Genomic DNA, 13,812 nt, shown 5'->3' with positions numbered 1-13,812 from the left:
TTTATCTCCTTGCATTAGGCTTAGCCTTAGCGTTTTAATCGACGACGTTCACGTTCAGATAAGCCACCCCAGATACCGAAGCGTTCGTCGTTTAACATAGCGTATTCTAAACATTCCTGCCGTACTTCACAGGCTTGGCAGACGGCTTTTGCTTCCCGAGTAGAACCACCTTTTTCGGGAAAGAAGGCTTCTGGATCAGTCTGCGCACATAGAGCGTTTGCCTGCCACGCTAAAGGACCGTCGCCGAGTGCGGCTTTGAAGGTATCGATGACCAAAGGCCCGTCACCTAGAATATTCCACACGAGCGTGTCCCTTCTATCTAAAAAAATATTTCCTTATAGAATTACACGCGTGTAATCCTCCTAAGTCAAGCCGAATATGGTATTGACCTTTTCTTATTTTTGTGGCAGTGTGTTTTTTCTTTGCTACAACCAGCTGAAAGTCTTAAAATGTCGGATATTCCTCAACTAGCTGTTTTATCTAAAACTCCTACTTCACTATTGGTTTGGTATGCCAAAGATGGTCGGATTGAGTTTACTGGCCCAAATATATACCGTTGGCTAGCTAAAACCTGCAATTACCTGTGCGAAGAGTTGGGTGAGGACTCTCAAGGGCTGTTAGTTTTGGATTTACCGCCGTCTTGGCGCACTCTCTTTTGGTCTTTAGGTGCTGCTTTAGCGGGGGTTGAAGTTAGCTTTTCCCCACTTGAGGTTGATAGCGCCGACTTATTTGTAACCAATAATCACGAGGTCGCTACAAAGGTTTCCGCTGACCAAGTGGGGCTTCCAGTTCTTTTACAAGAAATGTCTCCCCTTGCTTTAGGTTGGTTGGGTGAACCTTTTTCTGCGGGAAGTGATGCTATTGCAGAGATTAACGCTCAGCCTGATGGATTCATTTATCCGCCGATTAAGTTTGTGCCTTCTGTTTCTTTTGAGCACTCTGATACTACCGAGCCTTTGTTTTTGGAAGCTGGGGAAGCTAACTATGTTGAACTGATTTGGAAGGCTTGGGAAACGGGCCGGCGGGTAGTTTGGATTGAACCGGGTGAAGATATTCCTAAAATTCGTCAGCAGGAACTGGGTTAGACGCCTGGTATTTATAAGTTAAGTGGCTGGTTATTCCCCGCTTGTGGGGCTAACCAGCCACTATTTATTTAACTCTAATTTAGGCGTTTGGGTTGAAGCGTTTGTCGCTAAATCCGTACACCAGTGCCATTACTGGGAAGAAGAAGTAAGTTAGGATTGCAAAGCCAATTCCGTGTCCGTACCCTTTTGCTAAGCGGTAGGATACATATACCCATAGGAATGGGAATAAGAAAATAGTCAGCACTGCCAGGATGGTTTCGCCGGTAGCCATTTTAGCTACTCTGAAAATATTGAAGATTGGGATGATTCCGTACCAAGGGGTGATGCCTTCTTTTTTGAACATCATGTATAGACCGATGGCAATCAGGATGAACATTGCCCCGCCGGAACCAGCATAGGTATTTGTTCCTTGGGTGACCAGTTCTTGAGCTTCCATTATTTTTCCTTACTGGTAGAAGTTCTGTAAGTTACGATATTAATTTTCCCAGATACGAAAATTGTTTGCTTTGCCAAATACAGATTGTAATTAATATCCCATTTTCTTGAGAACTTCTTTACCACGCATATAAAAGTACTTGAACTATCAAAAGTAGATTCCCAAACGTAAAGAGGAATATCACCATCGGCCAAACAAATTTGAACCACTGACTATACTGCATCCGCATCATCTGCAAAGTCACCATCACCAAACCCGTAGGAGCGATTAACAAAGTTGTGTACTGTCCCCACTGATAAGCTGAAACAACAATAAACCGAGGGATTCCTGCCGCATCCGCAAGCGGCGCCAAAATCGGCATAGCTAATACTGCTAACCCGGAAGAAGACGGAACGAAAAATCCCAAAACACAGAACATTAACATCATCGCCATGATGAAAGCCGGGCCATTCATTTGTGAAACAACTTCAGTTGCCCAACGAAGAATAGTATCTGAAACCTGTCCTTTTACCAGAATTAAGTTCACTGCCCGAGCCAATCCAATAATCATGGCAACCCCAACCATTTCCGCAGCTGCTTTGAGGAATCCCTCAACAGCATCTTTTTCACTCAATTCAGGGTTACCTATCACCGCTACGGCAATGGAAAGCACAGTAATCACCAGGAATGAAACCGCCATTTCGGAAAACCACCAGCCCCAGTTAGTGACGCCCCACATCATGATTGGAAAGCCCGCAGCAAAGAGCATTAAAATCAGCTTCTGACGCCAGGTGAACTTTGCGGGAACCAATTCCCCCAATTCCACCTTCCAGTGCTCTAAAAACTCTCTTCGGTTCGCATAGGCGTATGAACTGGTAGGGTCTGCTTTTACTTTGCGAGCATAGAGGTAGATATACGGGACTAACACACAGCAAGCCACTACCCAGCCTCCTAAACGCCACCAGATTCCCTCAGTAAAAGAAATTCCGGCAGCATTGGAAGCAATAATTGCTGAAAAAGGATTGATAGTTGAAAAGGCGGTTCCCATCGCACCTGAAAGAAAAATAGCTGCCATAGCCACTATCGCGTCATACCCCAAAGCAATAAAGATAGGAACTAAAATCGGGTAGAAAGCAAGTGCTTCTTCTTCAAATCCTAAGGTAGTGCCCGCGATTTGCATCAAGATAGAAACAGTAGCAATCAGCGTAAATTCTCGCCCTTTCGTGCGTTGAGTTAAAGCACGTAAGCCTGATTCAAACGCTCCGGCTACTTGGACTACCCCAATTAAGCCGGAAAGAATCATAATGAAAATCATGATGTCCGCGGCTTCTATAGTGCCAGAAACCATTGCGTTGAATACATCTAAGAAACTTGCAGGCGTGGACTCTAGCGTCTCATAACTACCGGGAATCGAAACCGGTCGAGCCAAAGTTCCGGAAGTAAAATTCTCAATGTCGATTTGGACATTTAGTTCATCTAAAGAGGCTTGGGTTGCCGGGAGCGTAGTCTCTGTTTTATCAGGAGCAAGGACTTTAAAAACCTCTGTCTGCGAGGCATAGGATAGTTTCGCGTAACTTCCAGCTGGAATCAACCAGGTCGCAATAGCAGCTAAAACTAAAAGAAAGAATAGGATGGTAAAAGCAGAGGGTAAAGCGAAACTTCTGCCCTTAGCGGCTTTCTTAGGCAGAGTTTCATTAAGACCAGTCTTTGCAGAACTATCCTGGATCTGCACCTCATTTTGCCACTTAGATTTTTGCCCCATAAATTGACTACTTTCGATTAAGAAATTTTCTTCAACAGCGATTGGTAAAGACGTAACCGGATCTACCAAGAAGTGAAACGACGCCCTCGTTATTTGTTATGGAAAGAACTTAATTTTCCCGGGCGATAAATGAACTGTTTTAGTTTACGTTGCAGCGGGGTATCTACCCATTTGTTAATGGCTATCCCCAGGAAAGCTGTGAAAACCATCGTGGCAATCATTATTAGCAAACTTAAACCATAGTTTTCAGCTAGACTTTTCGTTCCAAAAAAACTTGGCCCCAAAAGACCCACAGTGAACGCGTGGAACAGGTAAATTGCGTAGCTTCCCGCCCCCAGTTCCAAACAAAGCGTATCGAACCAGCCCGGTTTCAAAACCGGTTCCACCGCTAAAGCTCCCAACACCATGAGGAAAGCGGGTATGCCGTAGAAAACGGCGCGCTGACTGAAAAAACCGTCAGTGGCAAATAAACTCTGCTGAGTCAGCCAAATGAAAGCAGCTACTAAAGCTACTCCCCCAAAAATCACCCGCGCTAGTTTTCCAGACTGACTCTCCTGCCCCGCTTCACCGAAGTGTCGATAGGCAAAAGCTAACCAAATACCGGCCACAAACTCTAATAGGATCGGAGCTTGATAAAAAGTCAGTGGAAAGAACGCAGAGGAATAAAACACTCCACTTACAACTAAAGCTACTAACAGGCCACTGGCGATCAGCAGAGATTTTTTCGCATCCTTGAACACCCACAGGCTAAAAGCAATCAGCAGGTAAAAGAACATTTCATAGTTAAGTGTCCACCCTAACCCCAGAATCGGACCAATGCGCAAAGGAAGCTCATAGGGTATGAAAAATAGCGACTTTAGGATTCCGGGTAAATCAACTACCGTTGATTTAGTTTGCGCCGGGAAAAGTAACGCTAATCCAGCCCATCCTAAAGTAGCTACCCAATAGAGCGGAACAATTCGCATAATCCGGCGAGTCAGGAAAGCACTTGAATCCTGCACCACGATAGTTCCCATAATGAAACCAGAGATGACGAAGAAAACATCAACTCCCCAGTCTCCGGTTTCTGATAGTCCCAGGGCTTTTCCAAAATCCAATATCGCAATGTGATAGTACACCACTGCCAAAGCAGCAAAAGCACGTAAATATTGGACGGAACGAATTGTCTTTTGCGGTGGATTAACCATTTCCTAAACAGTTGCCTATCTGTTTCAGTTACTTGTCGGCAACCATTCGTTTACGTGGCTGGAAGAATAGTCCTTTCGCCCCCGCTTTAAGTAAACGCAGTTTCAACGAAAGTGGAATTTTCTTTCCCCACATTTGCTTCAGCATATTTTCGCTCATTTCTGCCAGCAAAGTTGGGCGACGTAATGACCATGCGGCAGAGACTTGGTTTCTAACCCCATATTCAAATTTCCAAATATTCTGCTCATTTACATCCCCATAGTTCACGCCCCGATTTTGTGCCAGCAGGTGATCCACTTTAGAAGCCGGTACGTAAATGCCCGAACGAAGTTTAGACAGGCGGGTCGTGTACTCTGCATCGTCATACCAAATGAAGTACTCCCGGTAAGGTAACCCCTGGGCGGCCACTGCTTCGCGGGTAACTAAACAAGAAACAAACGAACAAGATTTTACATCCACCCAGTCATAGCCAGCGGCCAATGAACGCGCCCAGTCCCAAACCGGAGCGGGAGTATTCATTTCACATAGATTCCCATCCGTCCACAGAACCGACGAACAGGCAAAAGATGGATATGCGCCACGAACTTCGCGGTACGATTCCATTCCTTTTAACAGTTCTGCCAGCGACTCAGGTTGCGGTACGGTATCGTCATCCATCAACCAAAAAGCGTCGTAGCCTTCCTTATAGGCTTCTTCGATTCCTAAAGTGAATCCGCCTGCTCCGCCGGTATTAACTTTAGTGCGGATCACCCGATGTTCAGTAGCGTATTGACGGGAAGTTAAAAACTCAACCGTGTCATCTGTTGAAGCATTATCAATGATGAAAAGTTTATCTACCGGGCGAGTTAAACCCTCTATTCCCGCCAGGGTTTTTTCCAGCAGGTCACGGCGATTAAAGGTAACTACTACAGCTGCTACTTTCATTAGTTCATCTTCCTTTCGGGACTACTTAGTAAGCAGTGCCTGGTAATGTTGGCGGTAAAATTCTGACGCAGAAACTTGACTTCGTAAAATTTGAGTCAGTTGTCTTTGTCCGGCGCTCACACGCTGATAAAACTGCGGGTCATCAGCTAATTTCTTTAATAGCGCGATAGCGCCTTTAATGAATCCAATGGGTTCGCGCGGGAGCAATAATTCTGCAGAAACTACGCTGTATTGGGAACCAACGTTAGTAGAAACTACTGGCACCCCCGCCGCATCAGCTTCAATACTGGTGAGGGTAAGTCCTTCATTTTCAGAAGTAATTAGTAGAATATCGATTTCAGTTAAAAAGTCCTCAATCGAACCCCACGGGCGCCTTTCAATCACTTCCATGAGTTTCCAGCGTTTCAGTTGAGAAACAACTATATTTTCTAACTCCCCCGACCCTTGCATAATAAACCTGAACTTACCCGGGTAACGCCGGTGCAAAATGGCCGCCAGCGCAATAAATAAAACCGGACGTTTTTGGGCAGAAAGCCTACCCAAAAAACCCAGGGTAATTGGTTTATGAGTAAGTGGCTGGATCGGCGCTAACTCTCTTTGATCGGAAGTTAGGTGAGTCAGCGGATGATAGTGCACTTTCTGCGCTGGCACCTGCTGATCCGCATAAAGCTCCACCAGTTGGGGGCTAATAACGTGGTGTAAGTCTATCCACTGGGTAGTTCCAATAGAAGAACCTACAAACCCGCCGCCGCGATATTCAGCAATATGCGTAGTGTCCTCTACCCGTAGTTGAGGATAAAGCGCTTTCAGCACCGGTAGCTGCGTGTACACAAAATTAGAATGGTGAATATGCAGGTGGGCGGGACGGTGGGTTTCCATAATCCCTAAAAGTACACTGGTCCAGTCAGCTTTGAGCACCCCTTGCCCTATTAAATAAATATCTTCAGAAAGCTCTGAAGCTAGTTGCAGTTGCCGTTGTGGAGCAGCCCGGTCAAAAGTGAAAACCAGTTTAAACCCAGCGGCTTTCGCTAAACGTGCCTGTTCCCAAGCCCACGATTCAGCTCCTCCAGATTCAGCCCAGTGCATAGCAATCCACATTACCTGCGAGTCAAGTTCAGGTTCTTGGCGGGAATTTGCGTACATCGGTGGGAAGATCTTCGCAGGACGTCCCCGACCATTACTGTTACGTTTTTGCCGGTAAATGTCCAGTAAGAAAGGTACTTTGTGGTACAGCTGCGTGTAGGCTTTAGCAACTAATGCTTCAAACTTAGAGTTATTTAAGCGGATCTCAAAATCTGCTGGGACATCAATTAATTCTAAAGTTGGCAGGGCAACTACCACTCGGCTGATTTTTTGGCGCCCTCCGGTTTGGGGATAAGCAAGTACCGTACCCACGTAAGTATCCCCGGAAAAGATATCACGCAATTCTTTGGGATCTTCTGCCAGCGTAATCATGGGTTCTTGGCCCTGCTGGGAAAGGAACACCTCTACCGCAGGTTTTGCCAGTAAGAGCGGGCGGATTACTGCGACCAACCAGTTTTTGTCCAAGCGGGAAAGAATCTGCAACCCAGTTTCAGTTAGTTGCAGTTGGAACCGGTACCCGGGGATAACTGCCTGCATATGGGCGACAGTTTCTTCTAAGAAATTCTGATAGGTTTCTTGCCCAGTTTTTTCTGCGCTGAGCTGTGCCTGCCTAGCCATGGCGCATCCTCTTAACTGCACTTTGTGCGTCGGTGTCTGCTATCAGTTTGCCTTTTTCTAACACAATCCCACGGTCACATAACTGCGCTACCATATCCAGGTCGTGGCTGACGATAACTAATGATTTTCCTTGGTCTTTTAACTGGTGAATCCTAGTTAAACATTTCTTTTGGAAAGGTTCATCCCCCACTGCCAAGATTTCATCAACTAAGAAAATATCCGGGTCGGTATGTACGGCTACTGAGAAAGCTAAACGCAAGAACATCCCTGACGAATAGAACTTCACTTCAGTTTCAATGAACTTTTCAATCTCTGAAAACTTCACAATATCGTCGTAAGCGTTTTCAATCTGCTCTTTCGACATACCTAAAATGGCGCCGTTTAGGAAAATATTTTCCCGCCCGGTTAAATCAGGGTGAAAACCGGCCCCCACTTCAATCAGACCGGCAACCTGCCCGCGCACCCCAATGTAACCGCTGTTTTCTCTCATTACCCCAGAGATGAGCTTCAACATCGTGGATTTTCCAGACCCGTTATGTCCTAAGAGGGCAACTGTATCTGACTCGTTTACATCAAAAGAAACGTTATCCAAAGCACGGAACTGTTCGGAAATCTGGTGGCGGCGGCCAGTTAAAGTCCACACCAGAGTTTCTTTCAACGTATGAGTACGTCTCAGCGTGAACTCTTTGGTTACGTTTTCTACCTTAATTACAGAAGCTTTATTTACCATCTCACAGCTCCTGTGCGAAACGAGGGTCAAGTTTACGGAAAGTCAATTCGCCAATTAAAAGCATAAGCACCGCATTGGCTCCGGCAATCCCCGCCCACATCCACATATCGGGGGGCATGATTTGGGTGATTTCTTTAGAGCCTTCCGGTAATGTGGGCGCCCAGAAAACAAAGTGGAAAAGTTCTACTACTACGGTAAGCGGATTAAGCTGGTACAGGTACCAAAGCCAACCGTCTCCCAACGCGTTTTGCACCATCGACCACTTATAAAGTACCGGTGAAGACCAGGTAGCCACCATTAGCATTAGTTCCACAAAGTTCTCTGCGTCGCGGAAAAACACATTCAAAGCTCCGGCTAATAATCCCAATCCTAAAGAGAAAATAGTGATTACCATAAATGCGTAAATGAAAACTGCTAGTTCTACCAGCCCGGGGCGCCAGCCGGCTAATAGGGCACCCCCAGCTAGGATCACCAATTGGGGAATGAAGTGTATGAAAGCCACCCAAGCGGAAGCGACCGGGAATAGTTCACGCGGCAAATATATTTTCTTCACTAACGGGGTATTCCACACTACAGAGCGGGTGTCATTATTGAATATTTCCGTAAAGTAGTTAATCGCCACTACCCCGGCAAACATATAGATCACATAGTTTTCAATATTGCGATTCATTCCCATGAACATGCCAATCGCAAAGTAGAAAACTAGGAACTGTACTGCCGGTTTCGCGTATGACCAGAGCATTCCTAAAACGGAACCGCGGTAGCGTACGCGCAGTTCCTTATGAACCAAAAGGGACAAAAGATACTGTTTTTGAAATACTTCCAACAGCCCTTTTGAACGTCCTGGTCTTACGAATTTTTGGGTTTCTAAACTCAAAGATTACTCCTTGGAGGCAGTAGCTTCCGCATCTTTCGCAACAGCGTTCATACCGCTAACGTCTTCTAGCGGAGCGTCTTGCTTAACCGCAGCGAATCGTTGGGAAAGCTGGTTGTCCCACATAGATAAAGCCGAGGCAATCGCCATATGCATATCCAGATACTGGTAGGTTCCCAGGCGCCCTCCGAAATAGACATCTGTTTCAGCATCTGCCAGCTCACGGTATTTCAGCACTGCTTCTCTGTCCGCAGTGGAGTTCACCGGATAGTAAGGTTCATCTTCAGCTGTGGCGAACCGCGAGTATTCTCTGACAATCACTGTCTTATCCTGCGGGTAATCGCGTTCTGGATGGAAGTGGCGGAACTCGTGAATACGAGTGTAGGGCACGTTTTCATCCCCATAGTTCATCACGGAAGTCCCCTGATAGTCCCCCACGGGAACTACTTCTTCTTCAAAATCGAGGGTGCGCCAAGTAAGTTCCCCGGCTGCATAGTCAAAGTAACGATCCACCGGCCCAGTGTAAATCACCGGCACTTTGCCAACTACTTTTTCTTTAGATAGCTCGTGAGAGGAATCAAAAAAGTCAGTCTCTAAATAAACGTCAATCAGCGGATGATCAGCCATTTTCTCAAGCCAAGCTGCGTATCCGTCTGTTGGAAGCCCCTCATACTTATCGTTAAAGTAGCGGGTATCGTAGTTAAACCGTACCGGCAGGCGGGAAATGATTGAAGCTGGTAGCGTCTTCGGATCGGTTTGCCACTGTTTCGCAGTGTAGCCTTTAAAGAAAGCTTCAAAGAGGGGGCGTCCCACTAGCGAAATCCCCTTTGACTCAAAGTCAGTGATTTCCGCATCGGCAACTTCCGCAGCCTGTTCTTTAACCAAGGCTTTAGCTTCTTCAGGGGAATAAGCAGCGCGGAAGAACTGGTTAATTGTTCCCAGGTTCACGGGCATAGGAAAAACTTCCCCATTAACGGTGGTCATCACCCGGTGAACGTAGTTAGTGAAAGAGGTGAAGCGGTTTACATATTCCCAGACACGTTCGTTAGAAGTGTGAAAAAGATGTGCGCCGTAGCGGTGTACTTCAATCCCAGTTTCTTCTTCAAAGAAAGAGTAGGCGTTTCCTCCCAAGTGGGAACGGCGCTCTAACATGGCTACACGTAAACCTTTTTCTTCGGCGCATTGGCGGGCAATCGTAAGTCCAAACAGCCCACTACCCACTACGATTACGTCGTACTTCATGGGATCCTCCTGATAAGTCTTTATTGAGTCTTTTCTATTCTAGTTGGTTTCAGCTTTTTTCGGGTTAAACCAGCGCTTGCGTCCAACCAAGCGGTAGAGTTCTTTGCGTACTCCAGTGGGCACCAGGCGGTACAGTGACCGCATTCCCAGGTTGCGCAAATACTGCAAGTTAGTGGTGAATCCCATCTCTTTTAAGCGTCTTTGTAGATCTATTTCCGCTACGAATAGTTCTATTCCGCCGCGACGTTTATAAGCTCCGGCCCCTACCCGGTAGGCAACTAATGGGGTGGGCAGATTAGCACAGCGCGCTCCCCCGGCTATCATGCGGGCAAAGAGCCAGTAGTCTTCTAATCTTTCACAGGGCTCATACCCACCGGCAATATCAACTGCTGACTGGCGGAAAACTACGGTCGGGTGATTAAATGGCGATCTTAATCGCGCAACTTCAGCAATCTCTGAAGACGTTTCAGGCTGACGGCGAATCATTCCCCACTGCGTTTCGTCAGTCTCAAACTCAGCGATGGCTGCGCCTAAAAGGTCGTGGTCGCGCATCAGCGGAATTTGTGTTTTGAAACGTTCGGGCAAAGAAATATCGTCCGAGTCAGCGCGGGCTACCAGCTCATGCTTGCAGTAGGCAAGCCCCTGATCTAAGGCTTCAGCTAACCCTACGTTTTGTGGCAGTTCCACTATTTCAACCGGTTGGCCCGCTATTTCACTTGCGTTAGCAATCTGTTTTGCTAGTTCGAGGGGAACTGGCCCATCTTGAACTAAGACAACTTGGTTTGGTTTAAGCATCTGCTCGCAGGTCACGGAAGCTAAAGCACGGACAAAATGCTGCGGATTATCACTTGCATAAACGCTCATCAGCACCGCGAATTTTTCACTTTCAAGAGGGGAAATACCTCGGTTTACCGGGGTTTCCAGTAGGTGCACATCCCAATTAACCGCAGTGTTAGCTAAGATTGTTTGATTTTTAGCTGGTTTGGTAAATCCGGCTTTAATCCCCCGCCAAGCGTACTCGATTAAAGCTAGAGGTTCTTTAGAACTAGCGATAGTTTGTCCCCACCTTAGCAGGGTTTTTCCTCCGTAGAGGGTTTTTTCCAGTGGGTTTAATCCTTTAGAGCGCAGGTACATCCAAGTTTTGTTGCGGGTTTCGTTGAAAAACCGTGGGCCGGGCTCTGCTGAGGAATCCCCAAAAACCTTTGTTTTGTGGACTACTACTGAAGCAGGAACGTATAGGCCCACGCGGTTACGAAGGAGCCTTGAAGTGTATTCAAAATCGTCATTCCATAGGAAATAAGCGGCTTTCGGAAGCCCTTCTACTAAGATGACGCGAGCGTCTAGCAAAATAGAAACAAAGGAAGCGGTGCGGATGGGAATACATCCGATTTCTTCAGCTTGTTGAGTTAGTTTTCGACTTAGTAGTGGGCGTTTACGAGGGCGGTTCATGGGGTGTTCTCTACCGTCCACCCACACTGCTTTGGATGCTAATACGCTGGGTGCTCCCGGGTAGGTGTCTTTTGCTTCTACGAGTTTTTCTAAAGCGGTTGCGGTGGGGACTGTGTCGTCGTCCATAATCCACACGTAGTCTGCTTCGTGGGTAACTACGGCCCGAGCGATTCCCGCTGCGAACCCACCGGCGCCGCCTAGGTTTTCTGGCATCCGCAGAACCTCGCTGGTTACTTTATGTTCGCTAGCTACTTGCGGTGAGTGATCGGTGGAGGCGTTATCGATTACGACTACTGCGTCTAACGCGCGAGTTTGTGCGGCCAGTCCGTCCAGGGTTTCCTGGAGTAGTTCTGCGCGGTTCCAGGCAACTACTACGGCGACGATTTTATCTTCTGTTGCCTTTACTTCTTCCGTTGCCATTGGTTAGTTTCCTTTAGAGCAGTCAGTAATCTTATACAGGCGAACTTTGCCTTTTTCGGCAATAAGTTCCATTCCGGTGGGGTTCTTTCTCGCTTCTTCAAAACCAACGTAGTATTCGCGGACTTCATTCGTTGGCCAGTAGATCACGTCATCGGTGTAGAAGTAGCGAATATTTTTTTGGTTGATAACGTCGCATACTCGCCAATCTGTTGATCGGGATCCTAAGCCTTTAGCAATTAAATATTGGTCTTTATTTCCGTTTCCATCCAGGTGGCGGTGTACTACAGGCAAGCCTGTGTAAGCGTAGATTAGAGAGCCGCCGGTGCGCGGGTCAGTGGCGATGGCGGCCCCGGGTTCCACAATTTGTGGGAGGGTGCGGATAAAGGCTACTTCTTCTTCACTTACTAATGCGCCCAGAATGGACGCTGGCTGATACTTGTAGTTCATTTGGAGGGCGCCTACCCCACCGTAATAGCCGAGCCAGTTGGTGCCCACAAAAACAAATACGAGGGCGATTGCTTGAACGGCTTTGCCGTATTTAGCCGTATTTGGTGAGTGAGCTGAAAATAGATTCCCTAACAGTTTCTCAGCTTTTTCTATCAGGAAGTTTAAGCCCAGCGCAGCGATAAAGGCACCTAAGAGGGGCACCATCGCTCCTAGGCGGACGGCGTCAGAATACCATGGTGCAACTAGCACGTATCCGGGAATGTTTATTACTGCTGAGGCAACGAATAGGTAGCAGTAGATTCCCCAGGTGAATAATGCCCAACGGTAGCGGGCATAGTAGAGTGCCACTAGTGCTCCGATTAGGGTTAGTGTCCCTAAAACCCAATCGGGGTAGCTATCCCCGTACCCCATCCAAGAAAGCTGAGAGTCAAAAACTGCGCCAAATGATTCTCGCTTGAAACTCCCAATTGGTGCACGTTTCCAAGCGGTGACTGTTTGCCAAATAGGATGTTTAGCTGCGTAATAGGCGACTATGACTAAAGCTGCCACGATTAAACTTAGGAAAGCAAGTTTTCGGTATTTTAGCTCGTAGTTTCGAGTGATTAGGCGAATAATTAAATCTATTAAGAGAACTAAAGTGGCAATGAGGGCAACCAGTACCCCGGTGGGATGGGCAGTTCCTATTCCCAAGGCGGCAATAATTAACGCTACTGTGGTGCGCAGCTGCATAGCTGGCTCTTTAGTTCTACCGAACCAACGGACTAAAAATACCAGCATTAGGGGTACTAAAGCATAGGCATAAACATTGGGCCACAGCGTCCCATAAGAGGATGGGCGTTCTGGAAAGGCTGTGTAAGCCACCGCTAAAACCATCGTTGCTGTGTGGATAAATGGTTTTTCCGGGACGATTGTGCGCGCTAAAAGCCCCATTCCTAGTGGCCAAATAACGGCGGTAACTAAAAGCACAAAAAGGTTAGTGGTAACGACTGGATCAGTTACCCAACCTAAATACGTCATAGCGTGAAAACCAGCTGGATAAAATCCGCCCTGGGTAGCTTCCTGTGCGGTTAAACCACTGCTCAAAGATGAAAGATTTAAAGAAGAAGCATTCCCAGAATCGTATATCCACCGAAGTGCATTGAGGTGGAAAACTGCGTCCCAGGTTTGTGGTGGGTGGCTTAATGCCCCGATGCCTTGAAAGAAAATCCAACTACTGGCCGGGATAGCTAACAGAGCGCCGTAAAAAATACCTTTATTAGTGGTAGCTTCATATGTGGAAGAGGTTGTTTCTCTCCGCCCTCGCCAGCGAAAGAGGAAACCCACCGGCAAGACTACTGCAACAAGTAACCCCAGGGGTAACCAACCCCAACTCAACCCCACAAATGGAGCGATTATTGCAGCTACTCCCACTAAAGCAGCTGAAAATAGCGGAGCTAAGAGTAGACGATCTTTCCGATGGGTTCCCGCCGCGAACAGCACCCCCCAGCCTGGTAGCCATAATGCAGTAACTAACAATAGGGCAGCTGAGATGGTAGAAAACCAAGTTGCGGGGCTGTTCATGAGGATTCCTTAGAAACT

The 13,812-nt window shown here is 47.1% G+C and carries 12 protein-coding genes; 1 reads left to right on the top strand and 11 read right to left on the bottom strand.

The genetic code is table 11. The features are described from left to right. Nucleotides 1-26 precede the first annotated feature (26 nt). Nucleotides 27-275: a WhiB family transcriptional regulator gene (locus NXS08_RS00895; protein WP_259137327.1), complete on the bottom strand. Its 249-nt coding sequence runs from the start codon at nucleotides 273-275 to the stop codon at nucleotides 27-29. A 174-nt stretch (nucleotides 276-449) separates the two neighbouring features. On the opposite strand from NXS08_RS00895, the gene NXS08_RS00890 reads away from it, so the two are divergent. Beyond that, on the top strand, nucleotides 450-1,085 hold the full coding sequence (locus tag NXS08_RS00890) for a hypothetical protein (protein ID WP_259136239.1): 636 nt from the start codon (nucleotides 450-452) through the stop codon (nucleotides 1,083-1,085). A gap of 79 nt (nucleotides 1,086-1,164) precedes the next feature. Here NXS08_RS00890 and NXS08_RS00885 read toward each other — a convergent pair whose 3' ends face one another. The 10 genes from NXS08_RS00885 to NXS08_RS00840 all read right to left on the bottom strand — a co-directional run bounded on the left by NXS08_RS00885 (nucleotide 1,165) and on the right by NXS08_RS00840 (nucleotide 13,794). Then, complete coding sequence (locus NXS08_RS00885; RefSeq protein ID WP_259136238.1) at nucleotides 1,165-1,521, bottom strand: DUF5684 domain-containing protein; 357 nt, start codon at nucleotides 1,519-1,521, stop codon at nucleotides 1,165-1,167. 118 nt (nucleotides 1,522-1,639) lie between these two features. Beyond that, a complete protein-coding gene (locus NXS08_RS00880; protein ID WP_259136237.1) occupies nucleotides 1,640-3,262 on the bottom strand; it encodes a YfcC family protein in 1,623 nt (540 codons plus the stop codon). Nucleotides 3,263-3,351: 89 nt separating this feature from the next. Beyond that, nucleotides 3,352-4,449 carry an acyltransferase gene (locus NXS08_RS00875; protein ID WP_259136236.1) on the bottom strand — a complete coding sequence of 366 codons (1,098 nt, stop codon included), beginning with the start codon at nucleotides 4,447-4,449 and terminating at the stop codon, nucleotides 3,352-3,354. A gap of 28 nt (nucleotides 4,450-4,477) precedes the next feature. Beyond that, on the bottom strand, nucleotides 4,478-5,371 hold the full coding sequence (locus NXS08_RS00870) for a glycosyltransferase family 2 protein (protein WP_259136235.1): 894 nt from the start codon (nucleotides 5,369-5,371) through the stop codon (nucleotides 4,478-4,480). Nucleotides 5,372-5,392: 21 nt separating this feature from the next. Continuing rightward, nucleotides 5,393-7,072 (bottom strand): glycosyltransferase, encoded by a 1,680-nt coding sequence (locus NXS08_RS00865; RefSeq protein WP_259136234.1) that lies wholly within the window; start codon nucleotides 7,070-7,072, stop codon nucleotides 5,393-5,395. Next, nucleotides 7,065-7,802, bottom strand: a complete 738-nt coding sequence (locus NXS08_RS00860) for an ABC transporter ATP-binding protein (protein ID WP_259136233.1) — start codon at nucleotides 7,800-7,802, stop codon at nucleotides 7,065-7,067. Before NXS08_RS00860 ends, NXS08_RS00865 begins: the two co-directional genes overlap by 8 nt. A gap of 1 nt (nucleotide 7,803) precedes the next feature. Next, a complete protein-coding gene (locus NXS08_RS00855; protein WP_259136231.1) occupies nucleotides 7,804-8,679 on the bottom strand; it encodes an ABC transporter permease in 876 nt (291 codons plus the stop codon). Nucleotides 8,680-8,682: 3 nt separating this feature from the next. Then, nucleotides 8,683-9,918 (bottom strand): UDP-galactopyranose mutase, encoded by a 1,236-nt coding sequence (gene glf, locus NXS08_RS00850; protein WP_259136230.1) that lies wholly within the window; start codon nucleotides 9,916-9,918, stop codon nucleotides 8,683-8,685. Nucleotides 9,919-9,957: 39 nt separating this feature from the next. Next, the gene (locus tag NXS08_RS00845) at nucleotides 9,958-11,787 is read right to left on the bottom strand and encodes a glycosyltransferase (protein ID WP_259136229.1); all 1,830 of its coding nucleotides are present in this window, start codon (nucleotides 11,785-11,787) and stop codon (nucleotides 9,958-9,960) included. A gap of 3 nt (nucleotides 11,788-11,790) precedes the next feature. Then, nucleotides 11,791-13,794: a DUF6541 family protein gene (locus tag NXS08_RS00840; protein WP_259136228.1), complete on the bottom strand. Its 2,004-nt coding sequence runs from the start codon at nucleotides 13,792-13,794 to the stop codon at nucleotides 11,791-11,793. Nucleotides 13,795-13,812 lie beyond the last annotated feature (18 nt).

The sequence above is a fragment of the Gleimia sp. 6138-11-ORH1 genome (genome assembly GCF_024814355.1).
Lineage (GTDB): Bacteria > Actinomycetota > Actinomycetes > Actinomycetales > Actinomycetaceae > Gleimia.
Note: the sequence above shows the minus strand (reverse complement) of the source record. Positions and strands in the feature narration are given on the sequence as shown.

Excerpts from the sequence above, each read along its gene's own strand:
- NXS08_RS00890 (WP_259136239.1), top strand. The coding sequence starts at position 450 with ATGTCGGATATTCCTCAACTAGCTGTTTTATCTAAAACTCCTACTTCA.
- NXS08_RS00885 (WP_259136238.1), bottom strand. The coding sequence starts at position 1,521 with ATGGAAGCTCAAGAACTGGTCACCCAAGGAACAAATACCTATGCTGGT.
- NXS08_RS00880 (WP_259136237.1), bottom strand. The coding sequence starts at position 3,262 with ATGGGGCAAAAATCTAAGTGGCAAAATGAGGTGCAGATCCAGGATAGT.
- NXS08_RS00875 (WP_259136236.1), bottom strand. The coding sequence starts at position 4,449 with ATGGTTAATCCACCGCAAAAGACAATTCGTTCCGTCCAATATTTACGT.
- NXS08_RS00870 (WP_259136235.1), bottom strand. The coding sequence starts at position 5,371 with ATGAAAGTAGCAGCTGTAGTAGTTACCTTTAATCGCCGTGACCTGCTG.
- NXS08_RS00865 (WP_259136234.1), bottom strand. The coding sequence starts at position 7,072 with ATGGCTAGGCAGGCACAGCTCAGCGCAGAAAAAACTGGGCAAGAAACC.
- NXS08_RS00860 (WP_259136233.1), bottom strand. The coding sequence starts at position 7,802 with ATGGTAAATAAAGCTTCTGTAATTAAGGTAGAAAACGTAACCAAAGAG.
- glf (WP_259136230.1), bottom strand. The coding sequence starts at position 9,918 with ATGAAGTACGACGTAATCGTAGTGGGTAGTGGGCTGTTTGGACTTACG.
- NXS08_RS00845 (WP_259136229.1), bottom strand. The coding sequence starts at position 11,787 with ATGGCAACGGAAGAAGTAAAGGCAACAGAAGATAAAATCGTCGCCGTA.
- NXS08_RS00840 (WP_259136228.1), bottom strand. The coding sequence starts at position 13,794 with ATGAACAGCCCCGCAACTTGGTTTTCTACCATCTCAGCTGCCCTATTG.